Genomic DNA, 24,759 nt, shown 5'->3' on the forward strand with positions numbered 1-24,759 from the left:
TCCTCGTCGTTGCGGCGCACGGTACGCGCGTCGCGGTCGCGGCGTGACGGACGGGAGGCGCGGCGCGCGCCCGGTGCGCAGCACGCGTCACACAGGCAGCACCATCCGGGGTCGGATCGCTAGGATCGCAGCGCACGCCGTGCCTCCAGGGCGGAGGCACGCGACCTGACCCGAAGAGGACGGTACCGATGAGCGGCACGATCCACGACAACATCTCGCAGGCGTTCGGGAACACGCCGCTGGTCCGGCTGAACCGCCTCCCGAAGGAGGGCGGTGCCGAGGTCTTGGCGAAGCTCGAGTTCTACAACCCGGGTGCGAGCGTGAAGGACCGGCTCGGCGTCGCGATCATCGACGCAGCCGAGGAGTCCGGCGAGCTGCAGGCCGGCGGGACGATCGTCGAGGGGTCCTCCGGCAACACGGGCATCGCGCTCGCACTGGTCGGCGCGGCTCGCGGGTACCGGGTCGTCATCACGATGCCCGAGACGATGAGTGTCGAGCGTCGCGCCCTCATCCGCGCGTACGGTGCCGAGATCGTCCTCACCCCGGGGCCGGAGGGCATGAAGGGCGCGGTGTCGAAGGCGGAGCAGATCGTCGCCGAGACGCCCGGAGCGATCCTGGCCCACCAGTTCGAGACGCCGGCGAACGCGGCCATCCACCGGAAGACGACGGCGGAGGAGATCCTCCGCGACACCGAGGAGCACGTCGACGTGTTCGTCGCGGGCGTCGGCACGGGCGGCACGATCACCGGTGTCGGCCAGGTCCTCAAGGAGCGCGTGCCCGGTGTGCAGATCGTCGCGGTGGAGCCGAAGGACTCGCCGCTGCTGACCGAGGGCAAGGCGGGTCCGCACAAGATCCAGGGCATCGGCGCGAACTTCATCCCCGAGGTCCTCGACCAGTCGGTCATCGACGAGGTGTTCGACGTCGAGCTGGACGACGCGCTCCGGGTCGCCCGCGACCTCGGCACGCAGGAGGGCATCCTCGCGGGCATCTCGTCCGGCGCGATCATCCACGCAGCGATCGAGATCGCCGCACGCCCGGAGAACGCGGGCAAGCGGGTCGTCGCGATCGTGTGCGACACCGGTGAGCGCTACCTGTCGACGGTCCTCTTCGAGGGACTCACTGCGTGAGTCGTCCCGCCCGACGAGGCGTGCTGCGGACCGTCCGGGAGGACCTGGCCGCAGCACGCCGCGGTGACCCCGCGTCCCGTGGCGACCTCGAGAACGCGATCGTCTACTCGGGGCTGCACGCCGTCTGGACCCACCGACTGACGCACCGGCTCTGGATCGCCGAGGGCCTGCCGGGGTCGCGGTTCGCGGCCCGGGTCCTCGCGCAGGTCGCGCGGTCGGTCACCGGCATCGAGATCCACCCCGGTGCCCGCATCGGCCGCCGGTTCTTCATCGACCACGGCATGGGGGTCGTCATCGGGGAGACCGCGGTGGTCGGAGACGACGTCGTGCTCTTCCACGGGGTGACCCTCGGCGGCCGCGGGGGCGACCATGGGCCCGGAGCCCGTCGGCACCCGGCGGTGGGGGACCGCGTCGTGCTCGGTGCCGGGTCGTCGCTCATCGGCGCGATCACGGTCGGCGCGGACTCCGTCGTCGGCGCGAACACGGTGGTGACGAAGGACGTCCCACCGGGGTCGGTCGTGACGGGTGTCGCCGGGACGGCCCGCCCGCGCTCGGGACACGAGGGCGTCCCGCCCCTCTGACGGACCGGGGTCAGCTCTTCTCGCAGGCGATCCCGTCGCCGTCGGCGTCCATCTTCTTGTTCGCCGCGTACAGCGCGTCGTCCTTCTTCACCGTGCCCTTGAGCGCCCGGTACGTGACCTTGCCCTTCGAGGTGACGCGGTTCTTCGTGACGGACTTCTTCGCGATCCCGCCCGAGTACACCTTCTGCACGGCGGTGCAGTTCTTGTAGACGGTGGGGGCGGCCTGCGCGGTCGAGGCGCCGCCGACGACGGCGGTCGCAGCGATCACGGCGGTGGCGGCGGCGATGCTGAGGGTTCGGGTGATGTGCACGGCCTGAGGATAGTTCGGAACCGGGGTCCGCACGCACCCCAGAACGAGGTGCACCGTCGGCGGTCCGGTGCATGCTGGAGCACATGGACGGCGAGACGCTGCACGAGGTCGCGATCCGCACCGCGATGGCCCTGCCCGCGGTGGCGGAGACCCAGCCCTTCGGCGAAGGCGCGTTCGTCTACAAGGTCGTCGGCAAGATGTTCGTGATGACGTCCGAGCTCCGTGGCGTGCCGATCGTGAACCTCAAGTGCGCGCCGCCCCACGGTGCCGCCCTGGTGCGCGACCACGCCGAGATCACCCCGGGCTGGCACATGAACAAGCAGCACTGGATCACGCTGTCACCCGGGGACGGCATCGACGAGACCCTGGTCGAGGACCTCGTCGGCAACGCGTACGACCTCGTCGTCGCGAAGCTGCCGCAGGCGAAGCGCCCGATCGACCCGGTGCGCCGGACGCAGCCGGACTGACCAGGGCGCGGCGGACCGCCCGCACTCAGGCGGTCGCGCGCGCCAGGACCTTCGACACGTCCCGGACGACCTTCGGCGCGAGCCCACCCGTCCCCGGGCCACCGGGACCCGTCCCGCGCCCCGACGACAGCACGGCCTGTGCCTGCTCGGGCGTCAGGCCCGTGAAGAGCTGGCCGATCGTGACGCCGTGGTCCGGTCGGTGGGTGACGACGACCGGGTCGCCGGCGGACACGGGCCCGGACCGCACCACGCGGAGGTAGGCGCCGGGGCGGCCCTCCTCCGTGAACCGCTTGACCCACTTGTCCACCCGCATCCGGCGGGCGAAGGTGCCGCAGGGGATCCGCGGGATCGTGACCTCGAGCTCGAGGGTCTCGCCGATCCGCCAGCGTTCCCCCGTCACGGCGCCGGTGACGTCGACGCCCGTCGTGCGCAGGTTCTCGCCGAACAGCCCCGGCGGGACGTCCCGGTCGAGCAGGTCCGCGAAGTACGCCGCGTCCTCGTCCGCGTAGGCGTACACCGCCTGGTCCTCGCCACCGTGGTGCTTCCGGTCCGCCTGCACGTCGGCGTACAGCCCGAGCGGACGGACCCGGACGGGGCCGTCGACGGGGCGCTTGTCGATCGCGGTGACCCCGATGGTGCCGGAGTCGGGCAGCAGGCGGTCGACGCGGCAGACGGCGGTGACGAGGGACATGCCCCCAGCCTGCCGCGGAACCCGCGAACGCAGAAGTGTGACGATCCGGCTGCCCGTTCCGTCCCATCGGTGAGCACCCCGATGGAGGACCCCGTCATGACCGACACCGTACCCACAGCACACCTCGCGACCACCGCGCTCGTCCGCGTCGGGCACGAGCACCTCCTGGCGCAGGCACGCGTCCGGTCGCTGTCCGCGCGGCCCGTCGGCCCGATGAAGGTCCGCCGCACGCACGGACACCCGGCCCACGCGGCCTAGCGGCACGACGGCACCGCACTCAGGAACCCCCGACCCCACACCAGTAGAAGGAAAGCGTGCACCACCAGCCCCTCACCGACCTCGACGACGCCGTCCTCGCTGGTCGATCGTCCGACGGCGACGTCCGGGCGTTCGAGGTCCTCATCCGGCGCCACACCCCCCTGCTCCGTGCCTACGCGCGCCGGACCCTCGGCTCGACCGACGAACTCGACGACGTCGTGCAGGAGACGTTCATCACCGCCTGGAACCAGCTCGACACGCTCCAGGACGGCGCCCGGGTCAAGGCGTGGCTCATGCGCATCCTCAGCCGGAAGTGCATCGACCGCATCCGGGCCCGGCGGTTCCACGACGACGTCACCGAGCTCGAGGTCGAGGCACCGGCGGACGACGCACCCGAACGCGTCGCCGAGGCCCGCTCCCGCGAGGAAGCGGTCGAGACGGCGCTCGCCGAACTCCCCGAGGCGCAGCGCCGCACGTGGGTGATGAAGGAAGTGCTCGAGTACTCGTACGAGGCCATCGCGGAGGAACTGGACCTCCCGACCTCGACCGTCCGGGGACTGCTGTCCCGGGCGCGCAAGAACATGATCCGTCTCATGGAGGGATGGCGATGACCGAACCCGATCCCGTCCGGCTCGACTCCCTCGAACCCGACGACCTCGACGGCCACACGATCGACGAGCTGGCCGACTACCTCGACGCCGGCATGCAGCCGGCCGACCCGAGCATCGACCACTCCGCCGCGTGCCAGAACGCCCTCGCCGCCATCGTGCGGCTCCGGCAGTCCTCGCTCGGCTCGCTCGAGGCCGCCGCCGAACAGGAAGCACCCGCCGACGAGTCGTGGATCAGCGGCGTGCTCGCGAACATCTCGCTCGAGGCACGCGCCGGCCGTGACGTCCCGCTCCGGCCGGCGGCGCCCACCGAACGCCCGGTCATGACCGAGGGCGCCATCCGCTCGCTCGTCCGGACCGCCGGCGACGCGGTGCCCGACGCCCTCATCGCGCGGTGCACGCTCGAGGGCGACGTCACCGAGCTCGGTGCCCCGGTGCGCATCGTCGTCGAGATCGCCGTCCGCGCCGGGTCGACGATCCAGCGCGTGGCGTCGGACATCCGCGAGACCGTCGCCGAGGTCCTCGCGACCGAGACCGACCTGCTCGTCGAGTCCGTGGACGTCGTGGTGCGCGACCTGCTGCCACCGTCCGACGACGAGCCGGACCCCGACGCCGAGGAGGAACGAGCATGAGCAGCCACGACGAGACCTTCGCCGCGATCGAGGCAGCGGTCGTCGCGGTCCCCGGGGTCGCCGAGCTCTACCGGGCACGCCCGACGCTCGGCAGCGCGGTCGGTGCCGCCAAGAACCTCGCGACCCGCACCACGGTCGCGCGCGTGGTGCTCGACGACGACGTGCTCCGCATCGTGATCGGGACCGACGGTTCCGTCCCGGCACCCGAGACGGCACGCGCGGCACACCTCGCGGCGCTCGCCGCAGCGACCGAGCACGGCCTGCCGCTCAGCCGGGTCGACGTGCGGATCGCGCGCGTCGGCTGACGCACCCGCCTGCGGTTCGGGAGGGACGGCGCGGGCCCGCGCCGCGCCTCCCGTCCGTCAGCCGGTCACCGTCACGGGCCCCGCTCACGTCCGCCCGCGGGTCACGGTCGTCGGTCCGCGACCTCCAGCACGACGACCACGGCGGCGACGAGCAGTGCCGTCGCCACGAGGGACACCGACGGCACGGCGATGCTCGCGAGCACCGCGAGCGCGAGCGCCACGACGACGACGTTCCAGCCGAGGCTGAGGGACGGCCGGAGCGCCAGCGCCCAGATCGACAGCACGAACAACGCGACCGGCACGGCGATCGTGGCCGCGACGGTCGCGTGCGACAGGTCGGCCTCGCCCGCGTCGGCGCTCACCGCGACCTCGATCCCCGCCGGGAGTGCCCCGGCGGCGGCGAAGACGAGGTAGTGACCGTAGCCGAACAGGAGCGCGGTCGGCAGGGACCGGATGTGGTCGTGCTGCTCGCGGGAGAAGTAGATCCACCACAGTCCGGCGACGATCACGAGCCCGCACGCCGCCAGCACGAGGAGCGACCCGAGGTGGTCGGCGTGCGCGATGCCGTCGATGACCGCGTTCGCCGAGGCCACGAGCCCCTCGCCGAGGACGATCAGCGTGAAGAGGGAGTAGCGCTCCGCGATGTGCCGGGTGTGCCACGGGGTGGTCTGCGTGCCGGCCTCCGCGAACGGCGGGACGAGGACCTCGAGCAGGATGAGCACCGGGATGACACCCCACGAGACGCGGTCCGGCAGCAGGAGCGCGAGCACCCAGAGCACCTGCACGACGACGATGCCGCCGGCGTACCGGAGTGCGGTCCGCCGGTACTCCGACGACGACGCGGCGACCCGGAGCCACTGCCCGACGAGGGCGAGCCGCATGATGACGTAGCCGAGCACGACGACCGTGGTCGACCCCTCGACCATCGCGGCGTGCACCCCGGCGGCGAGCACGAGCACCCCCGCCATCTGCACGAAGGTCATCACGCGGTAGAGCCAGTCGTCGGTGTCGAACGAGGTGGCGAACCAGGTGAAGTTGAGCCACGCCCACCAGATCGCGAAGAAGACGAAGGCGTACGCGAGGACGGCCGACGAGACGTGCCCGTCGACCTCGATCTCGTGCAGGTTCGTCGCGGCGAACCCGACGGCGACCACGAAGACGAGGTCGAAGAGGAGCTCGAGGGGGCTGGCCGCGCGGTGTGCCTCGGTGGGGTCGCGGGGTGCCATGCGGCGGAGTCCGATGGTGGTCACCTGCGTATGCCTACACGACGAACGACCCCGGGTGCAGGACCCGGGGTCGTTCGTCGTGCGTGCCTGGCGTCGGCTCAGTAGAAGTTCGACGCCTGCGAGTGCGACCACGCGGCGCACGGGGTGCCGTACGCGTCGCTGATGTACTGCAGGCCCCAGGTGATCTGGGTGGTCGCGTTCGTCCGCCAGTCAGCGGCGATCGTGGCCATCTTCGACCCGGGGAGGGCCTGCGGGATGCCGGTCGCGCCGCCGTTCGCGTTGACGGCCTGGTAGTTCCAACCGGACTCCTTGGTCCACAGGTTGTCGAGGCACTGGAACTGGTCGGAACCCCAGCCGTACTTCGACGAGGCGAGCGAGCTCGCGGTCGCCTTGGCGCCCTCGACCGTGTTCGCGGCGGCCTGCTTGCGCGCGGCCTCGGCGGCTGCTGCCCGTTCGGCCGCGGCGCGCTTCGCTGCGGCGGCAGCGGCGGCCTTCGCGTCGGCGTCCTGCTTGTCCTGCGCGGCGCTGGCGTCCGCGACCGCCGTCGTGGCGTCGACCGTCGAGGAGATCCGCGAGGTCAGTGCCGCGCCGGAGAGCGTCCGGTAGTCGTCGAGCGCGTCGATGCGGCGCTCGAGGACGCCGGTGTCGGTCTTCTCGTTCGCCGAGTCGGCGATCGTCTCGGCCGTGGCGATGGTCGCCGCGGCCTGGGCCCGGTCGAGCGCGGTCCCGGCGAGTGCCGGTGCCGCGGTCGCGCTGGCGGTCGGCATGCCGAGGGCCTCGCCGATCGCGGGTTGCGTGCCGACGGTGGCGATGCCTCCGGCGACCGCGAGGACGGCGGCCCCGCCCACGATGAGCGTGGTGGGGCGGCGGAGCGCGCGGCGGAGGCGCCGGTTGGGGGAGTTCAGGGCCTCACGTCGGGTCGAGGCGGTGGTGGTGGGGAGGTCGGTGTTGCGTCCTGTCATCGATTCCGGTGGTCGGCCGGCTCGTGGTGCGTGACTCGTGACGCTGCACGCGGGGTGGGGGAGCGCGCAGGGGTGCGGATGAACGAGACGTCCGTCGTCAGGAGTTCGCGAGCCGGGGGAGGACCGGACGGTGGTGTGGGGCCCGTCCGTCCGCCGACGGGCGACCGTGGGGTGGCCGCCGCTGGGCGAAGCCGCCACGATGACCGGTGTTGCTGGGTGCACCGTCCAGTTTGTCTGGCAGAACCGTCCGTCCACCCGTTGGTAACGGTTCGGTAACGGGCTGGTCAGGCCCGGGAGGTGTGAGCTTCCTGGGTGCGCTCACCCTGCGCGACGCGTTCGAGGGCGTCGAGCGCGGCGGCGATGGCGTCGACGTCGGTGTCGGGCAGTTCGGCGATGAGCTCGGCGACGATGCCGGTGCGGGTGGAACGGGCTCGCTCGACCGCTGCGATGCCCTCGGGGGTGGCCGTCACCATGAACGCCCGACCGTCCCGGGGGTCCGCCTCGCGCTCGATGAACCCGCGCTGCTCGAGCTCGGTCAGGATGCGGGTCATCGTCGGCTTCGTGACGACCTCGATCCGCGACAGGTCGCCCGGGCGCAGGGGTCCCTCGCGCTGGATCGTCGCCAGCGCCGAGACGATGCCGTACCCGAGTGAGGCCGAGTCCGTGCGGGCCCGCCGGTTGATCCGGCCGACCGCCGCGGCGAGGCGCGCGGCGATCTCGGTACGGTCCGGCTGGCGGTGGCTCATACGGTGCTCCGGGTCGCTCGACGGGGTGGTCGGGGCGATGCTACCGGCTCGTCGGACGGTGTGACTGGGAGCGTCGCGCGGGTCGCCGCGCTGTCGCCGACCGCCGTGGCGGACGGAGCACGCCCGCCTCGCGAGGGCGAGACGGGCGTGTTCCTGTACGGGAGTTCAGGCGGGGTCAGCGTTTCTCGCCGGGGAGCAGGTGGATCGCCTCGGTCGCGAGCTCCGCCTCGATGTTGTCCCCGGACGCGGTGGCCTCACGCAGACGGCGGAAGTCGGCCGTCATCTGGTCCCAGTCGACGAGCTCGTCGAGGTTCGGCAGCCGCAGTCGGAATGCGAGGCCGTCCATGGTGTCCCGGCAGACGCGCTGGAGGTTCTCGTTGCCGCACTCCTCGACGTAGCGGGCGAACACGGCGAGGGCGTCACGGTTCACCGCGGCGACGTCGTGCGACTCGTAGTCCGCGATCGTGGCGTCGAGCTGGGCGAGGATCTTCTTCTTCGCGCTCGCGCCGAGGCGCGGGACCGCCAGCCGCACGACCCCGCCGAACAGGACGCCCAGGGTCTGCAGCGCCTCGACCACCTCGGTCGGGTCCGGCGTGGTGACGCGGGTGTAGCGGTTCGGCGCCATCTCGATCAGGCCGGCGCGTGCGAGCTGGCTCAGCGCTTCGCGGATCGGGGTGCGGGAGACGCCGAGCCAGGCGATGAGTTCGTCGTCGTTGAGTCGCTCGCCGGGCTCGAGCGTGCCGTCCATGATCGCGGCGTGGATCTTGAGCCGGACGGTGTCGCGGAGCAGCTGGTGCTCGGTCGGTGCACTGCTGGGGACCGGCATGCGGGTTCCTCCGGGATCGTGGCGTCGGCGGGCGTCCCACCGGTCGGTGCGGGCGCACGGTTCACCGTACCTGATATGTGAACGGTGTCCCTGTCGGCTCGGAGCGTGTCAGTCGTGGGGGTGGAGCAGCCGGAGGGTCACCGGGTCCTCGGTGCCGTCGTACCAGCGGTCGAGGACGGCCCGGAACGGCTCCGGGTCGGCGGCGGCCGCGGCGAACAGGGTCATGGACGACCGGAGCTTCAGCGCGTCGATGCCCCCGAGCAGGTCGTCGGCGGTCCGGGCCGGGGCGGACTCCGCCGCACGGGTCGCCTCGAGCAGCCGCGGGCCGAGGACGGGGTGGTCGAGGTACGCCCGGGTCTCGTCGAGGCCGTCGAGTGCGTACCGCTGCGCGGTGGGCGAGCGGCCGAGCCCGGCGAGCTGGGGGAACACGAACCACATCCAGTGCGACGACTTCCGGCCGCGCCGCAGCTCGGCGAGCGCGGTGTCGTGCACACCCTGCTGCGCGCGGACGAACCGGTCGAGGTCGAACCGGTCCGTGCCGTGCTGGTCGGTGTCGTGCGGATCGTCGCTCACCGGACCACGTCCCCCCAGGCGTAGCGGACGGTCGTGCCGTCCACGACGAGCAGCGAGTCGGGTTCGCGGTCGAGGAGCCCGGGCATCCCGACGGCGTCGGGCAGGTCGCCGCCGAGCCGCTCGAGCCGTGCCGACCGGATCGTCAGCGGCGGGTGCTGGCGCTGCCAGAACAGCGTCTGCGCGAGGTGCCGGGCGTGGATGCCCTGTCGGGTGGTGAGGTCCGTCGCCAGTCGGTCGTCGACGACGTCACCGGACACGACCCGGACGGTGGCGTCGTGGCGGGGTCGCACCGCGCCTCCTGGCCCACCCGTACTGCCCGGCCAGACCGGACCGCCGGGCCACGCCGCACCGGACCCTGGTCCGCCCCGGCGTCCGCGGAGCCAGCGGACCGGGTGGAGGGAGCGTGCCGGATGCCGCACCGACCGGTAGGACAGCGTGTCCCCACGACGTCGCGCCCGCGCGTGCGCGAACGTGTACGGCACCCCGAGCAGGGCGTGCGCCGCCACGATCGCGGGCACGTTCGCGGTGTCGACCGTGCGGTAGGCGACCCCGCGGCGACCGCGGTCGTCGACGGTGAGCACCTCGATCGTCACCTCGGTCATCGAGCCGAGGCGTCCGGACGGCGGGAACGGCGGCACCCGGGTCTCGCGGAAGACGTACGCCGTGAGGCCGGCCCACGCACTGCCGTCGACGACGTCGGGGCGGGTGCCGCGCGGCACCAGACGCGCGAGCGACTCGGGGTCGTGACGCCAGTGCGCGAAGACGACGTCCTCCCAGGCGTGCACCGTCACCGGTCGGTGCAGCAGCGGGACCGCGGCTCGGTCCCGTGCGGGCTCGGTCACCGTCGTGGCGCGTGCCGGCCGACGCGCACGGCCCAGGCGACGAGGGGTGCCTGCAGCGGCAGGCGGAGCACCGACACGAGCCGCATCGCCCGCGTCGACCGCGGGCTGTCGAGCAGGTCGTTCGCCATCTTCACGTTCGCGGGGAAGACGGCGAGGAACAGTGCGGCGGCGGCCCAGCCCGCGGCCCGGCGGGTGGCCGGGATCGCCAGGCCGGTCGCGATGCCGAGCTCGGCGGCGCCGGACGCCAGGGTGGTCAGGCGCGGCGGGAGGGCGTCCGGGACGATCCGGTCGTAGCCCCTCGGCCGCAGGAAGTGGGTGACGCCGGCCCCGCCCAGCACGACGGCGAGGAGGGTGGCGGTCCGGGTGGCGCGTCGTGCGCGCTCGCGTCGTCGCATGCGTCCATGGTGCCCGCGGCGCGCTCGGGACGCACGGAGAGTCCTCAGGTCAGCGCGGTCGCGACGAGGTCGAGGATGACCGTCGCGACGTCGGCCTTGCTGCCGGAGGCCTCGCGGACCACCTCGCCGCCGGGGACGAGCACCTCGACGGCGTTCTCCTCGCGTTCGAACCCCGCGGACCAGCCGACGTGGTTCACGACGAGCATGTCCGCCGGCTTGCGGGCGATCTTGGCGCGTCCGAGCTCGATGCGTGCGGCACGGTCGGGTTCGGTCTCCGCGGCGAAGCCGACGATGATCTGGCCGGTCCGGCGGGACGCGACGAGGTCGGCGAGGACGTCGGGGTTCCGCACCAGCTCCAGCGTCATGGTGTCGCCCTGCGCCTCCTTCTTGAGCTTGTCGGCTCGCACCTCGGCGGGCCGGTAGTCGGCCACGGCCGCGGTCATCACGACGACGTCGGCGTCGGCCGCTGCGGCGTGGACGGCGTCGGCGAGCTCCAGGGCGGACCCCACCGGCACGACGGTCGCGTCGAGTCCGGCGGTCAGCGACGCGTCCACGTTCGCGCTCACGAGCGTCACGGCCGCGCCGCGTCGGGCCGCGTCGGCGGCGATCGCGACGCCCTGACGACCGCTCGAACGGTTGCCGACGAACCGGACCGGGTCGAAGGGCTCGCGCGTGCCGCCGGCGCTCACGACGACGCGGACGCCGGCGAGGTCGCCGAGCTCGCCGCGGGCGCCGGTGGTCCCCGCCTTCTCGGCGGCGGCTGCGGTCGGCGGGAGGGCGGTGTCGGTCGGGAGGCGCGGGTCGTCCCCGTCGCCGCGACCCGCGTCCGTCGGGTGGTCCGCGCCGGTCCGGCCGGCCGGTGCCGGGTCGTCCAGCACCGCGAGTGCCCCGGCGACGATGTCCTCGGGCTCCGCCATCCGGCCGATCCCCGCGTCGTCGCCCGTCAGGGCCCCGACCACGGGGCCGACGAACCGGACGCCGCGCTCCCGCAGGGTCTGGACGTTCGCCCGGGTCGCCGGGTGCTCCCACATCTGCGGGTGCATCGCGGGAGCGACGACGACGGGCGCCTCGGTCGCGAGCAGTGTCGTGCCGAGCAGGTCCCCGGCGAGCCCCGCGGTCATCCGGGCGAGCGCGTCCGCGGTGGCGGGGGCGACGACCACGAGGTCCGCCCGGCGCCCGAGCGAGACGTGGCGCACCTCGGCGACGTCCTCGAACACGCTCGTGGTGACCGGGTTGCGGCTGAGCGCCTCGAGGGTCGGCAGCCCGACGAAGCGGAGCGCGCCCTCGGTCGGGACGACGTGCACGTCGTGTCCCCGCTTGACGAGGTCGCGGACCACGCCGACGGCCTTGTACGCGGCGATGCCCCCGGTGATCCCGACGACGACGGTCAGACGGCGCTCTGCTGCTGCGTTCACACCGGTCACGCTACCCGGCACGTCGTGCGAGGATCGATCCCATGTGCACCGTCGTCGTCCGCGTCGACCCCGGGTCCGAGTGGCCCGTCACGATGCTCGCCATGCGCGACGAGTCGCCGGAGCGTCCGTGGGACCCGCCGGCAGCCTGGTGGCCCGAGCGCGACCCGTCGATCCGCGGCGTCCGCGACCGTTCGGCGGGCGGGGCGTGGCTCGCGGCGTCCGACGGCGCCGGGCTCGCGGTCGTGCTCAACCGGGGCGAACCGGTGCCGAGCGACGACGGCACGTGGACCACCCGCGGGGTCGTCCCGCTCGACGCGGTCACCGGGGCGCTCCCCGGCCACGACGGCACCCTGCCCACGACGCGCGCGTTCAACCTCGTGCGGGCGACGGCCGACGGCGCCGAGGTCACGACCTGGGACGGCACCGAGGTCCGGACGACCGCGCTCGGCCGCGGCGTGCACATGGTCACGCACGGCGAACCGGACGACCCCGCGGCGCCGCGCATCGGGCGGTGGCTCGACGCCTTCCGTGCCGTGGACGCTCCGGTCGGGCCGCCGGTGCTCGGCCCCTTCGACGAACTGCGGGCGGCCGACGCCGGTGCCGACGCCGGCGACGGGTGGGGCGGCTGGTTCGGACTGCTCGCCGGATCGGCGTCGCTGCCGGCGGACGATCCGGACGCGATCCTCCGGGACGCGCACGAGCCGGACGGGCACTTCGCGACGCTGTCGATCGTCGCCGCGGCGGTCGCCCCCGGACGCACCGTCCTGCAGCACGCGCGGCTGACCGAGCCCGGCCGGTTGGACGGTTCGGTCGAGCTGCACCGCGCCTGAGCGCGGTCCTCGCCGAGCCGAACCGCGCTGCACCGCGCTGCACCGCGCCTGAGCGCACCCGCAGCGCGCACCCGCGGCCGGTCATGGCCGGAGCGCGTACCTTCACCGTTCGTGACCACCGCAACCCGGAGCGTGCTCGCCGTCCTCACGGCGGTCGTCGTGGCCGTCTCCCTCGGGGCGTGCGCCTCGAGCCCGCCGGCCGCTGCCGACGCGACGTCCCACCCGACGACGGCGACGACCCGCCCCTGGGACGACGCCGCGGGTGTCGGCGTGGTGGTCGTCGGCGACTCGATCAGCGGCGGGCACGGCCTCACCACCGCCGAGGCGTGGCCGGCCGTCGTCGCGGACGCCCAGGGCTGGTCGCTCACGAACCTGTCGTGCGACGGCGCAGGCGTGGCCGCCCTCGGTGACGACGACGACTGCGCGAGCGACTACGCGACCATCGTCGGGCGTGCGGTCGACCTCCGTCCCGAGGTCGTCCTCGTGCAGGCGAGCTCGAACGACCTCGGACTCGACACCGCCGAGGTCCGGAGCGCCACCGACCAGGTCGTCGACGAGGTGCACCGTCGGCTGCCGCACGCGCGGCTCATCGGCCTCAGCGCCATCTGGAACCAGGACGCCCCGCCGGCGCAGCTCGCGTCCATCTCGGGGGCGCTCCGGCACGCCCTCGCTCGCGAGGGCGGCACCTACGTCGACATCGGCGAGCCGCTGCGGGGGCACCCGACGTGGATGCAGTCCGACGACGTGCACCCGACCGTGCGCGGACAGCGGGCCATCGCGGCGGCGGTGACGGCCGCGTTCGAACGCGACCACGTGCGGTTCTGACGGCGGACGGGCGGGGACGAGCCGCGCCTCCTGGACCGTCCGACCGAGTCAGACGGGCGGGGTGGTCCCGGTGAGGTCCTCGGCGACCGCCCAGAGGGAACGCGCCAGGTCGGCCTTCCGTGCCGACCCGGGGATCGACACGGTCGTGGTCGGCCCGACGAGCCCGAACGGCCCCGACGGTCCGTAGTACGCGCCGCCGACCGCGTTCGGCCCGACCGCGGCGTACAGCAGCGGCTCGGAGCCCTGCTCGACGTCCTGCGTGAAGGGCAGTGCGCGGTTCGAGGACCGGACCGGCTTCGACCGACCGAGCGACCGCCCCGCCGACTGCAGGTTCGTCCGGGTGTAGCCGGGGTGCGCGGCGGTGCTCACGAGCGGCCAGTCGAGCTCGACCGACAGCCGGTGCAGGTGCAGCGCCAGCAGCAGGTCGGCGAGCTTCGACTGCGCGTACGCCCGCCAGCCGTTGTAGCCGCGCTCCCACTGCAGGTCGTCGAAGCGGATCCGGCCGGGGATCGCCGCGAGGCTCGACATCGTGGCGACCCGGGCGTCCGGCGAGCGCAGCAGCGTCGGGAGCAGCAGGTTCGTCAGGGCGAACGGGCCGAGGAAGTTCGTGCCGAACTGCAGCTCGAAGCCGTCGACCGTCTCGAACCGCTTCGGGGGCGCCATCACCCCGGCGTTGTTCACGAGGACGTCGAGCGTCCGGTCGTCCGCGGCGATGCCCGCGGCGAACCGTCGGACACTCGCGAGGTCGGCGAGGTCGAGCTCCCGCACCTCGACGTCGGCACCGGGGTGCGCCGCACGGATGTCGGCTGCGGCCCGGTCGCCCTTCGCGGTCGTGCGGACGGCGAGGACGACGGACGCGCCGGCTGCGGCCAGGCGGGTGGCGGTCTCCTTGCCGGTTCCGCTGTTCGCGCCGGTGACGACGATGCGGCGGCCGGTCTGGTCGGGGATCTGCGGCATGGGCGTGACCGTACTCCGCCGGGGGTGCGGATCCGGTGCGAGGGTGCTAGATTGATGCGAACGCATGAACATGCAGATGCATGGACGTGCGCTCGGGAGGACAGGACACCATGAGCAACGCATTCGGCACCGACCGCCCCTCGGACGTGCCACCGCCCGCACCCGAGCGGATCGGCCCCGTCCAGCTCGGCCTCGACACCTTCGGCGACGTCACCGAGCTGCCCGACGGCAGCGTCAAGTCGGACGCTCAGAGCATCCGCGACGTCGTCGACCAGGCTGTCCTCGCCGACCAGGTCGGCCTCGACTTCATCGGCGTCGGCGAGCACCACCGTGCCGACTTCATCGTGAGCGCCCCCGAGGTCGTCCTCGCCGCGATCGCCGCCCGGACCTCCTCGATCCGGATCGGGTCCGCCGTCACCGTGCTCTCGTCCGACGACCCCGTGCGCGTGTACGAGCGCTTCGCCACCGTCGACGCGATCTCCGACGGTCGTGCCGAGGTCATCCTCGGCCGCGGGTCCTTCACCGAGTCCTTCCCGCTCTTCGGGTACGAGCTCTCCGATTACGAGGTCCTCTTCGAGGAGAAGCTCCAGCTCTGGGCGGCCCTCCGCGGTGGCGACGCGGTCACCTGGTCCGGCACGAAGCGCGCCTCGCTCGTCGACCAGGACGTCTACCCGAAGCTCGAGCACGGCCCCATCCCGACCTGGATCGGCGTCGGCGGGTCCCCGCAGTCCGTCATCCGTGCGGCGTCGTACGGTCTGCCGCTCTTCCTCGCGATCATCGGCGGACAGCCCGCGCAGTTCGCGCCGTTCTCGCGCCTGTACCGCCAGGCGCTCACGCAGCTCGACCTGCCGCAGCAGCCGATCGCGATGCACTCGCCCGGGTTCGTCGCCGCCACCGACGAAGAGGCGGCCGAGCGCTACTGGCCGTACCACAAGGCCGTCACCGACCAGCTCGGTCGGGAGCGCGGCTGGCCGCCCCTGGACGTCGCCGGCTACCGTGCCGGGCTGTCCGCGGGCGGGTCGCTCTACGTCGGGTCGCCGGAGACGGTCGCCCGGAAGATCGCGCGGAACATGCGGATCCTCGGCGTCTCGCGGTTCGACATGCGGTACGCGACGGGGCGTCTGCCGCACGAGGACATGATGCGGTCGATCGAGCTCTACGGCACGCAGGTCGCGCCGCGGGTGCGCGAGCTGCTCGCGGCGCCGGTGCCGGTCGCGTAGGCGCTGGGTCGACCGCGGCGGGTCGGCCGGGTCGGTCGGGTTCGTCCGGGTCCGTTCGGGTCCGTCCGGCGGGCCTGGAGGCGCGGCTCGCCCCGTCCGCGCCGCTCACGGGGTCGCCGGGTACGGTCCAGGGCATGTCGTCACGCCCCGCTGCACTCGAACGTCGGTTCCGTGGTCGGATCATGGGCGTCGGCACGACCTCGGGCATCCGCATCGTGGTCGGCATGTGGGAGCGCTCGCCGTTCGGTGCCTTCACGGACGTCTTCCTCGAGCTGCCGGACGGCTCCTCGGTGCTCCTCGCGCCCGACGAGATCGTGGCCGCGTACGTCTCCGGGACCTACCGGTTCGACACGGTCTCGGTCGTCGACGTCTCGGCTCGCCGGACCGCCAGGGGACTCGAGCTGTCGGCGGGCGCCCTCGAGGCCTCCATCGACGTCGGCACGATCTCCCCGCTCGGGAGGGTGCTCCGCATCGTCCCCAAGCAGATCGCCCGCGACCCCCGGTGGCTCGCCGCGATCGACCCGGTCGCACGGCTCGTCGCACCCGGGTCGGGGACCGCGGGGTCGGCGGGCAACGGGCGTCGCGAGTACTACGGCGTGACGGGGGCGCACGACGTCACGGGCGTGCGGGGGACCTGGGCGGGGGAGTCGCTCGGGTCGTTGGCGCCGCTCGACCCGCCGGTGGCGTTCGGGTTCGCCTCGATGCCGCGGATCCCGCAGGTCGTCGACGTCGAGACGACCATCCGCGAGCCGGTCTGAGGCGCGGCGGGCGTCCGGGCGGTCGGGGCGACCCGGAACGACATCGTCGCCGTCGTACGACGTCCGCGATGTCGCTCCTTGCGGGCGCAACAGTTGCACGCGCGCGGCGGCGACATCGTCGAGGTCGTACGACATCGGTGTTGTCGCACACTCCCGCCCGCGCCCGCACGGCCCCGCAGCCCCGCCCGCGACCGCGCCCGCACGGCCCCGCAGCCCCGTCCGCCGGACGCGCTCAGCGTCGAGGGGCAGACTGGCCGGAACGGACAGCGCCCCGAGGGCCGGCCGCACGTCGAGCACAACGGGGCGCACGACGCGAGAGGAGCACCATGACCGACACAGAGGCAGACCAGCGCGCAGCCATCTCGGACATCGTCCACGGAGCCCACACGGCACTCCTGACGACCGTGAGCGAGGACGGCCAGCTCCACGCACGGCCCCTCGCCGTGCAGGACAAGGCGTTCCACGGCACACTCCGCTTCCTCGTGCAGGACGGGAGCGAGAAGGTCGAGGACATCGCCCGGAACCCGCACGTCAACGTCGCGATCGAGTCGCAGGGCGGGTACCTGTCGATCGCCGGCACCGCGACGGTCAGCCAGGACGACTCCGTCATCGACGAGCTGTGGTCCCCGTTCGCCGAGGCCTGGTTCCCGGACGGCCGCGAGGACCCCTCGATCCGACTCCTCACCGTCGAGGGCGACTCGGTCGAGTACTGGACGCAGGACACCGGCCCGGTCGGCAGCCTCGTGCAGACCCTCAAGGCCGCCATCGGCAAGCAGAGTCAGCCGGACACCGGCGACCACGGCACGATCGAGCTCTAGCGCTGAAGACGGACGCCCGGTCCCCGCACACCGCGGGTGCCGGGCGTCGTCCGTCCGGTCACGGCGGGCCGAGCAGCCACAGCACGGCGACGAGCACCGGCTGCCCGAGCACCGCGCAGACCACCAGGGTCCACCGCATCCACGGCTTCGCCACGAGCTCCGGCGACCCGAACAGCGGCGCGAGCGGCATCAGGAGCCGGGGCGTCGAGGCCATCGGCAACGACACCGCGAAGACGTAGAGCGCGTACGAGGCCGAGAAGACCACGGTCGTGAACCCGAGGCGCCGGGTCGACCGACGCAGCAGCCAGACCGGGTACGACACGAGCAGGAACACCACGATGAGGATCCCGCCCACGCCCAACCACCGGCCGGCGATGAGGAACCACGGCGTGAGCGGCATGAAGTCCACCCGCCCGATGAAGTTCACCCACCAGGACATCTCGGTCTCGAGGTAGGCGTTCGGCGACCCGGTCGCGTGCGCGGCGATCAGCGGCCACGCGAACCCGGCGACCACCATCACGACGCCGGCGGCCACGACCCGCACGCGCTCCGCCACGGGGAACGCGTCGAGGGACCGGACCCCCTCGGTCCGACGCGCCCGGATCCACCGCACCAGCGCGACGACCCCGAGGACCAGCGGGATCGCCAGGGCTCCGGGCCGGGTGAACGCGGCGACGACCCCGAGCACCGTGAGGAGCCCGTACCGCCGACGGTCGAGCGCGAGGAGCGCCCCGAACACGAGGGCGAGGAACATGCTCTCGGCGTACCCGACCTGCAGCAGGAACGACAGCGGACCGCACGTGAAGAAGAACACCGCCCACATGGCCGCCGCCGACCCCGCACGGTCGCGGACGAGCCGGTGCAGCAGGTAGGTGGCGAGGAGTCCGGCGAGGAGTGCGATCGCCGGTGCGCCGACGTCGAACGGCACACCGGTCGACGCGGTCAGCATCCGGATCGTGAAGGGGAACGCCGGGAGGAACGCCCACGCGTTCTGCGCGACGTGGCCCGCGGAGTCGAGCGGCAGGGTCGTCGGGTACCCGTGCACCGAGATCTGCTCGTAGTACTGCCCGTCCCACGCCGTCAGGAAGTTGAGGAAGCCGTGGTCGTTGCCCCAGATCGCGTTCTCCGGCAGGGCGCGCCCGATGAGCGGGAACGCGAGCGCCAACCAGAACGTCGACACGATGCGCCCGCCGGTCCACACCAGGAGCACGGCGGCCCACGCCGGCAGGGCGGTCGCGAGGTCGAGGACACGGCGGCGTCCGCTCGCGATCGACTCCGTCAGGGTCCCGTCCAGGCGGTTCACCGCGGCGCTCCGCGGTGTTCGGGCATGGCAGAGGGCACGGTACGAGCGTAGACGGCGATTGCCTGGGTGTTCCTCACGGCTCGGCTCGGGAGGCGCGACTCGCGTTCTGCAGACCGGAACGAGCCCGACGGACGGCCGGGTCCGGCGCGGGGCGCTCACCTAGCCTGGGAGCGTCGTCCTCCGGCCGCGACGGCGCGGTCGGTGCCGTGGGCGACGTCCGACCGACCCCGATCGACACCGAGGAGCACCGTGCCGAACAAGACCGCCATCGTGACCGACAACGCGCCGAAGCCCGCCGGCCCGTACAGCCAGGGGATCGTCGCGAACGGCTTCCTCTACACCGCCGGCTTCGGTCCGCAGGACCCGGCCACGGGCGAGATCGCCGACGACGTCGCCGGTCAGACCGCCCAGGTGCTCGCGAACGTCGCCGCCGTCCTGGCCGAGCACGGCGCCACGCTCGACGACGTCGTGAAGTCGACCGTCCACCTCGAGCACTCCGACCGCGACTTCCCCGCCTTCAACGAGGAGTACGCCAAGCACTTCTCGCAGCCGTACCCCGTCCGCACCACGGTGCAGTCGCACCTGGCGAACATCCTCGTCGAGATCGACGTCGTCGCGGTGCTCCCGACGGCGGAGTGACCCGGCCGGCCCCGGCGTGATCGCTCGGCGTGCTCGCTGAGTGAAGCCTCATCGACCCCCGGTGCGCGCACCGCCCGGACGGCTCCACGTCGTCCGGCGGATGCCGGCACCGGGGGTCGCGTGCGTCAGGACGCCGTCGGTGAGCACCGGGACGCCCGCGACGAGGACGTCGTCGACGCCCTCGGCCAACAGCATCGGCTCGGCGTACGTCGATCGGGCACGGACGCGCTCGGGGTCGACGACGACGAGGTCGGCGATCCACCCGGGCGCGACGGCGCCGCGGTGCCCGAGTCCGAAGCGCTCGGCGGGCAGTGTCGACAGGTGCTGCTGGACCTCCCACCACGTGAGCAGGCCGGGCCGTGCGTAGTCCCCGAGGTACCGTGCGAAGGTGCCGTACGCACGGGGGTGCGGGTGCGTCCCGACGAAGATGCCGTCGGACCCGCCGGTGTGGCCGCCGGACCGGAACAGGTCCGCCAGCTGCTCGGGCGTCCGCGGGTGCGGCACCCGCATCACGACCGTGACCTGCAGGTCCGAGTCGACCAGGACGTCGAGCGCGAGGTCGACCGCGTCCGTCCCGGTGGCCGTGGCGGCCTCGGCGAGGGTGCGGCCCTGCAGCGCGTGGAACTCGGGCGCGGGGACGTGCGACAGCGTGATCTGCTCGGCCCAGCCCGGTCCGAGGTCGGCGCGCCCGAGGACCCGTTCGAGCACCGCGGCGCGGACGGCAGCGCGCCCGCCGTCCACTGCGAGCGCCCGGGCGAGGTCGTCGGTGCCCGGCCGGGCCAGGCCCGCGGGCAGGAGCAGCATCGACAGGATCGTGCAGCCGCGCGAGTACGGGTAGGCGTCGAACGACAGCGGGGCGCCCTGGGCCTCGGCGTGGGCGAGCTCCGCCAGCGCGAGGCCGACGGGAGCGTGGAGGTGCGAGACGTGGGCGCGGCCGCCGCCGGCGCGCACGATCCGGACGACCTCCTCGATGCCGGCGCCGGCGTTCGTCTCGTAGCCGCCGCGCATGTGGGTCACGTAGGTGCCGCCGGCGGCCGCGGACTCGGCGGCGAGGGCGGCGATCTCCGTGGTGCCGGCGTGGAGTCCGGGGACGTAGTCGAGGCCGGTCGCGAGCCCCACGGCGCCGTCCGTCATGCCCTGCCGCACGAGGGCGCGCATGGTGTCGAGCTGGCCGGGGTCGGCCGGGGCCGGGTCGTCGCCCGTGACCTCGTGCCGGACGGTGCCGGCCGGCACGAGGGTGGCGACGTTCAGCGCGGTCGTGCCGTCGTACGTCGCGAGCAGCCCCGCGATGCCGCCGCCGCGGTACGTCGGGTGGGGACCGTCGATCGCCGCGAAGTACCGTGCGGCGTAGGAGCCGTCGCCCGGTGCCGGACCGACGCCGTCCTGTCCGGTGACGATCGTCGTGACGCCCTGCCGGAGGAGGGCGAGCTGCACGCGCTCGTCGAACACGAGGGACCCGGCGTGGGAGTGCGCATCGACGAACCCGGGCATGACGAGCCGGCCGGTGCAGTCGACCACCGTGGCGTCGGCCCCGGCCCGGAGGCGCTCGCCCGGCCCGCCTCGCTCGGCGACCAGGCCGTCGCGGACGAGGACGTCCGATCGGTGGGCCGTGCCGTCGGTGTCGACGACCGAGCCGCCGGTGAGCAGGACCTCGGACGTCACCGTGCGAGCCCCGCGACGAGTCGTTCGGCGCGGGTGCGGAGGCCGTCCAGGTCGCCGGTCGTCAGGGCGTCACCGACGAGCGGCGAACCCAGGCCGACGGCGACGGCGCCGGCCGCCAGGTACTCGGACGCGTCCTCGACGCCGATGCCGCCCGTGGGGATGACGTCGACGAAGTCGAGCGGGGCGAGGACCTGCTTGAGGAATGCGGGGCCGCCGAGCTGTGCGGCCGGGAACACCTTGACCGCGCGCGCCCCGAGCTGCCAGGCGCGGACGATCTCGGTCGGGGTGGCGGCGCCCGGGTACCAGCCCAGACCACGCTCGTGCGCCCGTTCCCCGATGGCCGCGTCGAGGTGCGGGCTCACCGCGAACACGGCACCCGCGGCGGCGGCCTCGTCGAGCTGTCGTGGTTCGAGGACCGTGCCGACGCCGATCGACGCGCCCGTGCCGTAGCGCTCGGCGGCCCAGGCGATGCCCTCCCGCCAGCGGGGCGTGTTGGTCGTGATCTCGATCGCCCGGACCCCGGCGTCGACCAGTGTCGCGACGACGTCCTCGACGTGGTCACCCGTCCCGCCGCGCAGGATCGCGATCGCGGGGCCGGCGGCGTGCCGGTGCCGGACACGGGGAGCGGCGGACGGGTCGGTGCTGGTGGTGTTCGTCATGGTCTTCGTTCCTCGCCTCAGCGGTCGACGCGGTCGTGGACGGCGTGGTCGACGTCCGTGGGGGTGGTCGGGTCGTGCAGCGCGGCCGGGTCCGGGCGGCGCCAGTCGCTCTCGACCGTGCAGGCGAGCGCACCGGCGTCGGCGGCACGGTCGAGCGCCTCGGCCGTCGTGGCTCCGCCGAGGGTCGCCGCGAGCCAGCCCGCGACGAAGGCGTCACCGGCACCGACGGGGTCGACGACGCGCACCGGGGTCGCCGGGCGCCGCAGGAACGCACCGTCCACCGACGCCACCGCGCCCCGGGAGCCGAGCTTGACGACGGCACGACCCCGGCCGAGGGCGGCGAGCTCGTGCGCGAGCGTCTCGTCGTCGCCCTCGTCGTCGCCGAGTCCGAGCACGAGTCGGGCCTCGTCGTCGCCGGCGAAGACGATCGACGACCGTTCGGCGACGGCCCGGTAGCGGGCGCGGGCGGTCTCGGCGTCGATGAGCTTGGGCCGGTGGTTCACGTCGAAGGACACCGGGACCCCGGCGGCGTCCGCGCGGTCGAGCGCGGCCTGGACGGTGGCCCTGGCGTCCTCGGAGAGGGCGAGGGTGATGCCCGTGACGTGCAGGAGCGCTGCGCGTTCGACGGCGCTCGCCGGCAGGTCGCTCGCCCGCAGCGCCGACCCCGCCGAACCCCGGCGGTGGTAGGTCACCCGCGTGCGTCCGTCGGCCAGGCGCTCCTTCATCATGATGCCCGTCGAGCGGTCCGGGTCCGGCACCGCGACGACGTCGACGCCCGCGCTCCGGACGTCGCGCGTCACGCGGTCCCCGGCGGGGTCGGTGCCGACGCGGCCGATCCACGTCGTCGGGACGCCGGCGCGCACGAGGCCGATCGCGACGTTGCTCTCGGCTCCGCCGGTGTCGACCCGCATGTGCTCGAGGTCCGGGACGGCACCCGTGTCCCCGCCGGTGAGGAGCAGCATCGTCTCCCCGAAGGTCAGGACGCGGCCGGTCACCGGGTGCCCTTCGCCAGGGCGAGCTGGGCGGAGGAGGAGCCGAGCGCGACCGAGATCTCCAGCGCGGTCCGGACGACGCGGTCGCCGAGTTCGCGGACGGCCGCGGCGGGGAACCGGGAGGCGAGCCCCGAGATGCTCATCGCGCCGACGACCTGGTTCGCGTGGTCGAGCACGGGCGCGGCGACGCAGCGGATGTCGGGCTCGTTCTCGCGGTCGTCGATGCCGTAGCCACGGCCGTGCGTCCGGTCGATCTCGGCGCGCCAGCGGTCGTCGTCCACGATGGAGTGCTCGGTCATCGCCGTGGCCGGTTCCGCGAGCACCCGGTCGAGCAGCTCCGGCTCGCCGAACGCCACCATCGCCTTGCCCGAGGCCGTGTTCCGCATCGGCAGTCGGTTGCCGATCCGCGAACCCATCCGGACCGTGCCGCGCGTCTCGACCTTGTCGACGTAGACGATGTCGGTGCCGTCCGGGACGACGAGGTGGCAGGTGAGCCCCGTGCGTTCCGCGGTCCGCCGGAGGAACGGGGCTGCGGCGGCGCGGAGGTCGATGCCCTCGAGGTAGCTCTGCCCGAGCAGCAGCGCCCCGAGCCCGAGGGTGAAGCCGGCGTCCGGGGTACGGCGCAGCAGGTCGTTCTCGAGCATCGGGGCGGTCAGCCGGAGCACGGTCGACTTCGAGGTGCCGAGCTCCGCGGCGAGCACGGTCAGCGACACCGACGGCTCGCCGTTCCGGGTGCGGTCGGCGATGCGGTCGAGCAGCCGCAGCCCGCGTCGGAGCGACAGGGCGGCGTTCCGTGCCGGAGCGTCCTCGGTGGAGGGGGCGACAGGGGTCGTGGCGCGCATCAGAACCACGTCGCGATCGTGTCGAGGACGGTCTCGTCGTCGTCGATGACGGTCACCTGGCGCCACTTGTCGAAGACGGTGCACGGGTGCGAGATGCCGAACACGACGACGTCGCCGGGCGTGAGCGCGAGTGCCCCGTCCGCCAGCGCGAGGTAGCAGTGCTGGTCGTCGAGGCGGGTGACGGTGACCGCCCCGGGGTCGGGTGCGACGGGGACGACGCCAGCCGCGCCTCCTGGGCCGACGTGTCGGACGGAACGGACCACCGGCAGCCCCTCGTCGAACGAGATGTCCCGCTTGCCGACCGCGACGAGCGCGAGCCCGGGCTCGGGGCACGACGTGACGCGTCCCCAGACCTCGATCGCGGCCAGGAGCGAGCCCTCGTCGGGGTGGCGGCCGAAGGGGGTGCGCTCGGCGTAGAAGCCGTCGTCGTGCGTGAGGGACGCGCCGGACCGGAGCAGCACGTCGAGGCCGTCGGGGCGGGTGGCGACCGCGTCGACCACGCCGTCGAACCAGGCGCTGCCGCCCATGCTGAGCAGGGCGCGCGGGGCCTCGACCAGCGGTCGGACGGCTGCCGCGACGGCGAGCACCCCCTCGACGTAGGCGCGGGCGGCGCGCACGTCGGGCAGGCCGCCCTCGTACCCGGCGACGCCTCGAAGCGAGAGCCCCCGGTCGTGGGCGAGCTGTGCGAGGTCCCGTGCCTGCTGTGCGGTGCGGACGCCGGTGCGACCGCCGGGGAACCCGACCTCGACGACCACGTGCAGGTCGCCGTCGACCGCGTCCTGCGCCGCGCGGCCGGCCTCGACCCCGGCGGGGGAGTCGACCCAGCAGAGGACGTCGGCGTCCGGGTCGGCGGCGCGGCGGGAGGCGAGCCAGGCGAGACCGGTGGGGTCGAGGACCTCGTTCGCGACGACGATCCGGTGGATGCCGTGCTCCCACGCGACCATCGCCTGCTGGACCGAGGCGACGGTGACGCCCCAGGCGCCGGCGGCGATCTGTCGTGCGGCCAGCGCCGGGGCCATGTGCGTCTTCATGTGCGGCGCGAAGAGCAGACCGTGCCGCTCGACGTACGCCTGCATCACGGCGGTGTTGTTCGCCAGTGCCGACTCGCGGAGGGTCATCACCGGCAGGTACGCGTGCTCGAGGACGTGCCGGCGTGCCGGTGCTGCCGGGTCGGGCGCGCCCTTCGTGGTGACCGTGCCGGGTGTGGTCGTCATCGATCCTCCTGTGCGTCTGCGGTGCCTCCACGCTCCCGGTGGCCGGGTGTCCGGGGCAACGCGCTCGTCCTCCTCA

At 73.6% G+C, this 24,759-nt stretch carries 30 protein-coding genes; 13 read left to right on the plus strand and 17 right to left on the minus strand.

Annotation, left to right across the window (positions count from 1 at the left end; translation table 11 throughout):
- Positions 1 to 188 precede the first annotated feature (188 nt).
- Both cysK and epsC read left to right on the plus strand, forming a co-directional pair.
- Positions 189 to 1,127, plus strand: a complete 939-nt coding sequence (cysK, locus tag BM028_RS09640; RefSeq protein ID WP_071294571.1) for a cysteine synthase A — start codon at positions 189 to 191, stop codon at positions 1,125 to 1,127.
- Positions 1,124 to 1,708: a serine O-acetyltransferase EpsC gene (gene epsC, locus BM028_RS09645; RefSeq protein WP_229086908.1), complete on the plus strand. Its 585-nt coding sequence runs from the start codon at positions 1,124 to 1,126 to the stop codon at positions 1,706 to 1,708. The genes cysK and epsC overlap by 4 nt, the downstream gene beginning before the upstream one ends.
- Positions 1,709 to 1,718: 10 nt before the next feature.
- On the opposite strand, the gene BM028_RS09650 is transcribed toward epsC, so the two are convergent.
- Positions 1,719 to 2,018, minus strand: a complete 300-nt coding sequence (locus BM028_RS09650; protein WP_092386224.1) for an excalibur calcium-binding domain-containing protein — start codon at positions 2,016 to 2,018, stop codon at positions 1,719 to 1,721.
- Positions 2,019 to 2,101: 83 nt separating this feature from the next.
- Between BM028_RS09650 and BM028_RS09655 the strand changes: the two genes are divergently transcribed.
- The gene (locus tag BM028_RS09655; protein WP_070419456.1) at positions 2,102 to 2,485 is read left to right on the plus strand and encodes an MmcQ/YjbR family DNA-binding protein; all 384 of its coding nucleotides are present in this window, start codon (positions 2,102 to 2,104) and stop codon (positions 2,483 to 2,485) included.
- Between the two features lie 25 nt (positions 2,486 to 2,510).
- On the opposite strand, the gene BM028_RS09660 is transcribed toward BM028_RS09655, so the two are convergent.
- On the minus strand, positions 2,511 to 3,176 hold the full coding sequence (locus tag BM028_RS09660) for an MOSC domain-containing protein (RefSeq protein WP_083403161.1): 666 nt from the start codon (positions 3,174 to 3,176) through the stop codon (positions 2,511 to 2,513).
- 96 nt (positions 3,177 to 3,272) lie between these two features.
- Here BM028_RS09660 and BM028_RS18510 point away from each other — a divergent pair, with 96 nt between their 5' ends.
- Genes BM028_RS18510 through BM028_RS09680 form a run of 4 tightly spaced genes read left to right on the plus strand, consistent with a single transcriptional unit; the run spans position 3,273 to position 4,979 of the window.
- Entirely contained in the window at positions 3,273 to 3,434 is a 162-nt protein-coding gene (locus BM028_RS18510; protein ID WP_175496042.1) for a hypothetical protein, read from the plus strand.
- A 56-nt stretch (positions 3,435 to 3,490) separates the two neighbouring features.
- A complete protein-coding gene (locus BM028_RS09670) occupies positions 3,491 to 4,045 on the plus strand; it encodes an RNA polymerase sigma factor (protein WP_070418286.1) in 555 nt (184 codons plus the stop codon).
- Complete coding sequence (locus BM028_RS09675) at positions 4,042 to 4,674, plus strand: Asp23/Gls24 family envelope stress response protein (protein WP_071302884.1); 633 nt, start codon at positions 4,042 to 4,044, stop codon at positions 4,672 to 4,674. Before BM028_RS09670 ends, BM028_RS09675 begins: the two co-directional genes overlap by 4 nt.
- A complete protein-coding gene (locus BM028_RS09680; protein ID WP_070418287.1) occupies positions 4,671 to 4,979 on the plus strand; it encodes a hypothetical protein in 309 nt (102 codons plus the stop codon). Before BM028_RS09675 ends, BM028_RS09680 begins: the two co-directional genes overlap by 4 nt.
- Before the next feature lie 101 nt (positions 4,980 to 5,080).
- Here BM028_RS09680 and BM028_RS09685 read toward each other — a convergent pair whose 3' ends face one another.
- From BM028_RS09685 to BM028_RS09720, 8 genes are all read right to left on the minus strand, one after another.
- Entirely contained in the window at positions 5,081 to 6,229 is a 1,149-nt protein-coding gene (locus BM028_RS09685; protein ID WP_254789507.1) for a low temperature requirement protein A, read from the minus strand.
- Between the two features lie 74 nt (positions 6,230 to 6,303).
- Complete coding sequence (locus tag BM028_RS09690) at positions 6,304 to 7,167, minus strand: aggregation-promoting factor C-terminal-like domain-containing protein (protein WP_092386228.1); 864 nt, start codon at positions 7,165 to 7,167, stop codon at positions 6,304 to 6,306.
- A 284-nt stretch (positions 7,168 to 7,451) separates the two neighbouring features.
- Positions 7,452 to 7,913: a MarR family winged helix-turn-helix transcriptional regulator gene (locus BM028_RS09695; RefSeq protein WP_070418288.1), complete on the minus strand. Its 462-nt coding sequence runs from the start codon at positions 7,911 to 7,913 to the stop codon at positions 7,452 to 7,454.
- A gap of 175 nt (positions 7,914 to 8,088) precedes the next feature.
- The gene (locus BM028_RS09700; protein ID WP_071294568.1) at positions 8,089 to 8,739 is read right to left on the minus strand and encodes a GntR family transcriptional regulator; all 651 of its coding nucleotides are present in this window, start codon (positions 8,737 to 8,739) and stop codon (positions 8,089 to 8,091) included.
- Positions 8,740 to 8,847: 108 nt separating this feature from the next.
- Positions 8,848 to 9,312: a DUF1810 domain-containing protein gene (locus BM028_RS09705; protein ID WP_092386230.1), complete on the minus strand. Its 465-nt coding sequence runs from the start codon at positions 9,310 to 9,312 to the stop codon at positions 8,848 to 8,850.
- Complete coding sequence (locus BM028_RS09710) at positions 9,309 to 10,154, minus strand: DUF2071 domain-containing protein (RefSeq protein ID WP_175496043.1); 846 nt, start codon at positions 10,152 to 10,154, stop codon at positions 9,309 to 9,311. Before BM028_RS09710 ends, BM028_RS09705 begins: the two co-directional genes overlap by 4 nt.
- Entirely contained in the window at positions 10,151 to 10,549 is a 399-nt protein-coding gene (locus BM028_RS09715; protein WP_071294565.1) for a DoxX family protein, read from the minus strand. Before BM028_RS09715 ends, BM028_RS09710 begins: the two co-directional genes overlap by 4 nt.
- A gap of 44 nt (positions 10,550 to 10,593) precedes the next feature.
- A complete protein-coding gene (locus BM028_RS09720) occupies positions 10,594 to 11,940 on the minus strand; it encodes a bifunctional phosphopantothenoylcysteine decarboxylase/phosphopantothenate synthase (protein WP_092386635.1) in 1,347 nt (448 codons plus the stop codon).
- Between the two features lie 65 nt (positions 11,941 to 12,005).
- Here BM028_RS09720 and BM028_RS09725 point away from each other — a divergent pair, with 65 nt between their 5' ends.
- Positions 12,006 to 12,794 (plus strand): NRDE family protein, encoded by a 789-nt coding sequence (locus BM028_RS09725; RefSeq protein ID WP_092386234.1) that lies wholly within the window; start codon positions 12,006 to 12,008, stop codon positions 12,792 to 12,794.
- A 111-nt stretch (positions 12,795 to 12,905) separates the two neighbouring features.
- Entirely contained in the window at positions 12,906 to 13,619 is a 714-nt protein-coding gene (locus BM028_RS09730; protein ID WP_175496044.1) for an SGNH/GDSL hydrolase family protein, read from the plus strand.
- Between the two features lie 48 nt (positions 13,620 to 13,667).
- Here BM028_RS09730 and BM028_RS09735 read toward each other — a convergent pair whose 3' ends face one another.
- Positions 13,668 to 14,576: an SDR family oxidoreductase gene (locus BM028_RS09735; RefSeq protein WP_092386238.1), complete on the minus strand. Its 909-nt coding sequence runs from the start codon at positions 14,574 to 14,576 to the stop codon at positions 13,668 to 13,670.
- A gap of 110 nt (positions 14,577 to 14,686) precedes the next feature.
- Here BM028_RS09735 and BM028_RS09740 point away from each other — a divergent pair, with 110 nt between their 5' ends.
- From BM028_RS09740 to BM028_RS09750, 3 genes are all read left to right on the plus strand, one after another.
- A complete protein-coding gene (locus BM028_RS09740; RefSeq protein ID WP_083295248.1) occupies positions 14,687 to 15,796 on the plus strand; it encodes an LLM class flavin-dependent oxidoreductase in 1,110 nt (369 codons plus the stop codon).
- A 134-nt stretch (positions 15,797 to 15,930) separates the two neighbouring features.
- Positions 15,931 to 16,554: a hypothetical protein gene (locus BM028_RS09745; protein ID WP_070418295.1), complete on the plus strand. Its 624-nt coding sequence runs from the start codon at positions 15,931 to 15,933 to the stop codon at positions 16,552 to 16,554.
- A 326-nt stretch (positions 16,555 to 16,880) separates the two neighbouring features.
- Complete coding sequence (locus BM028_RS09750) at positions 16,881 to 17,372, plus strand: pyridoxamine 5'-phosphate oxidase family protein (protein WP_070418296.1); 492 nt, start codon at positions 16,881 to 16,883, stop codon at positions 17,370 to 17,372.
- Between the two features lie 58 nt (positions 17,373 to 17,430).
- Here the strand turns inward: BM028_RS09750 and BM028_RS09755 are convergent, their stop codons facing one another.
- On the minus strand, positions 17,431 to 18,675 hold the full coding sequence (locus BM028_RS09755; protein ID WP_092386242.1) for a hypothetical protein: 1,245 nt from the start codon (positions 18,673 to 18,675) through the stop codon (positions 17,431 to 17,433).
- A 249-nt stretch (positions 18,676 to 18,924) separates the two neighbouring features.
- On the opposite strand from BM028_RS09755, the gene BM028_RS09760 reads away from it, so the two are divergent.
- Positions 18,925 to 19,314, plus strand: coding sequence for a RidA family protein (locus tag BM028_RS09760; RefSeq protein WP_070418297.1), 390 nt, complete (start codon positions 18,925 to 18,927; stop codon positions 19,312 to 19,314).
- A 48-nt stretch (positions 19,315 to 19,362) separates the two neighbouring features.
- On the opposite strand, the gene BM028_RS09765 is transcribed toward BM028_RS09760, so the two are convergent.
- Genes BM028_RS09765 through BM028_RS09785 form a run of 5 tightly spaced genes read right to left on the minus strand, consistent with a single transcriptional unit; the run spans position 19,363 to position 24,683 of the window.
- On the minus strand, positions 19,363 to 20,976 hold the full coding sequence (locus tag BM028_RS09765) for an N-acyl-D-amino-acid deacylase family protein (RefSeq protein ID WP_092386244.1): 1,614 nt from the start codon (positions 20,974 to 20,976) through the stop codon (positions 19,363 to 19,365).
- Positions 20,973 to 21,635 (minus strand): bifunctional 4-hydroxy-2-oxoglutarate aldolase/2-dehydro-3-deoxy-phosphogluconate aldolase, encoded by a 663-nt coding sequence (locus BM028_RS09770; RefSeq protein WP_092386246.1) that lies wholly within the window; start codon positions 21,633 to 21,635, stop codon positions 20,973 to 20,975. Before BM028_RS09770 ends, BM028_RS09765 begins: the two co-directional genes overlap by 4 nt.
- Positions 21,636 to 21,652: 17 nt before the next feature.
- Positions 21,653 to 22,630: a sugar kinase gene (locus BM028_RS09775; RefSeq protein ID WP_092386248.1), complete on the minus strand. Its 978-nt coding sequence runs from the start codon at positions 22,628 to 22,630 to the stop codon at positions 21,653 to 21,655.
- Positions 22,627 to 23,469: an IclR family transcriptional regulator gene (locus BM028_RS09780; RefSeq protein ID WP_092386250.1), complete on the minus strand. Its 843-nt coding sequence runs from the start codon at positions 23,467 to 23,469 to the stop codon at positions 22,627 to 22,629. The genes BM028_RS09775 and BM028_RS09780 overlap by 4 nt, the downstream gene beginning before the upstream one ends.
- A complete protein-coding gene (locus BM028_RS09785) occupies positions 23,469 to 24,683 on the minus strand; it encodes an alanine racemase (RefSeq protein ID WP_092386253.1) in 1,215 nt (404 codons plus the stop codon). Before BM028_RS09785 ends, BM028_RS09780 begins: the two co-directional genes overlap by 1 nt.
- Positions 24,684 to 24,759 lie beyond the last annotated feature (76 nt).

This window comes from Curtobacterium sp. YR515 (assembly GCF_900113095.1).
In the GTDB taxonomy this organism is placed as follows: Bacteria; Actinomycetota; Actinomycetes; order Actinomycetales; family Microbacteriaceae; genus Curtobacterium.

Excerpts from the sequence above, each read along its gene's own strand:
- cysK (WP_071294571.1), top strand. The coding sequence starts at position 189 with ATGAGCGGCACGATCCACGACAACATCTCGCAGGCGTTCGGGAACACG.
- BM028_RS09655 (WP_070419456.1), top strand. The coding sequence starts at position 2,102 with ATGGACGGCGAGACGCTGCACGAGGTCGCGATCCGCACCGCGATGGCC.
- BM028_RS09735 (WP_092386238.1), bottom strand. The coding sequence starts at position 14,576 with ATGCCGCAGATCCCCGACCAGACCGGCCGCCGCATCGTCGTCACCGGC.
- BM028_RS18510 (WP_175496042.1), top strand. The coding sequence starts at position 3,273 with ATGACCGACACCGTACCCACAGCACACCTCGCGACCACCGCGCTCGTC.
- BM028_RS09715 (WP_071294565.1), bottom strand. The coding sequence starts at position 10,549 with ATGCGACGACGCGAGCGCGCACGACGCGCCACCCGGACCGCCACCCTC.
- BM028_RS09750 (WP_070418296.1), top strand. The coding sequence starts at position 16,881 with ATGACCGACACAGAGGCAGACCAGCGCGCAGCCATCTCGGACATCGTC.
- BM028_RS09770 (WP_092386246.1), bottom strand. The coding sequence starts at position 21,635 with ATGACGAACACCACCAGCACCGACCCGTCCGCCGCTCCCCGTGTCCGG.
- BM028_RS09785 (WP_092386253.1), bottom strand. The coding sequence starts at position 24,683 with ATGACGACCACACCCGGCACGGTCACCACGAAGGGCGCGCCCGACCCG.
- BM028_RS09660 (WP_083403161.1), bottom strand. The coding sequence starts at position 3,176 with ATGTCCCTCGTCACCGCCGTCTGCCGCGTCGACCGCCTGCTGCCCGAC.
- BM028_RS09690 (WP_092386228.1), bottom strand. The coding sequence starts at position 7,167 with ATGACAGGACGCAACACCGACCTCCCCACCACCACCGCCTCGACCCGA.
- BM028_RS09675 (WP_071302884.1), top strand. The coding sequence starts at position 4,042 with ATGACCGAACCCGATCCCGTCCGGCTCGACTCCCTCGAACCCGACGAC.
- BM028_RS09725 (WP_092386234.1), top strand. The coding sequence starts at position 12,006 with ATGTGCACCGTCGTCGTCCGCGTCGACCCCGGGTCCGAGTGGCCCGTC.
- BM028_RS09680 (WP_070418287.1), top strand. The coding sequence starts at position 4,671 with ATGAGCAGCCACGACGAGACCTTCGCCGCGATCGAGGCAGCGGTCGTC.
- BM028_RS09745 (WP_070418295.1), top strand. The coding sequence starts at position 15,931 with ATGTCGTCACGCCCCGCTGCACTCGAACGTCGGTTCCGTGGTCGGATC.
- BM028_RS09740 (WP_083295248.1), top strand. The coding sequence starts at position 14,687 with ATGAGCAACGCATTCGGCACCGACCGCCCCTCGGACGTGCCACCGCCC.
- BM028_RS09780 (WP_092386250.1), bottom strand. The coding sequence starts at position 23,469 with ATGCGCGCCACGACCCCTGTCGCCCCCTCCACCGAGGACGCTCCGGCA.
- BM028_RS09695 (WP_070418288.1), bottom strand. The coding sequence starts at position 7,913 with ATGAGCCACCGCCAGCCGGACCGTACCGAGATCGCCGCGCGCCTCGCC.
- BM028_RS09700 (WP_071294568.1), bottom strand. The coding sequence starts at position 8,739 with ATGCCGGTCCCCAGCAGTGCACCGACCGAGCACCAGCTGCTCCGCGAC.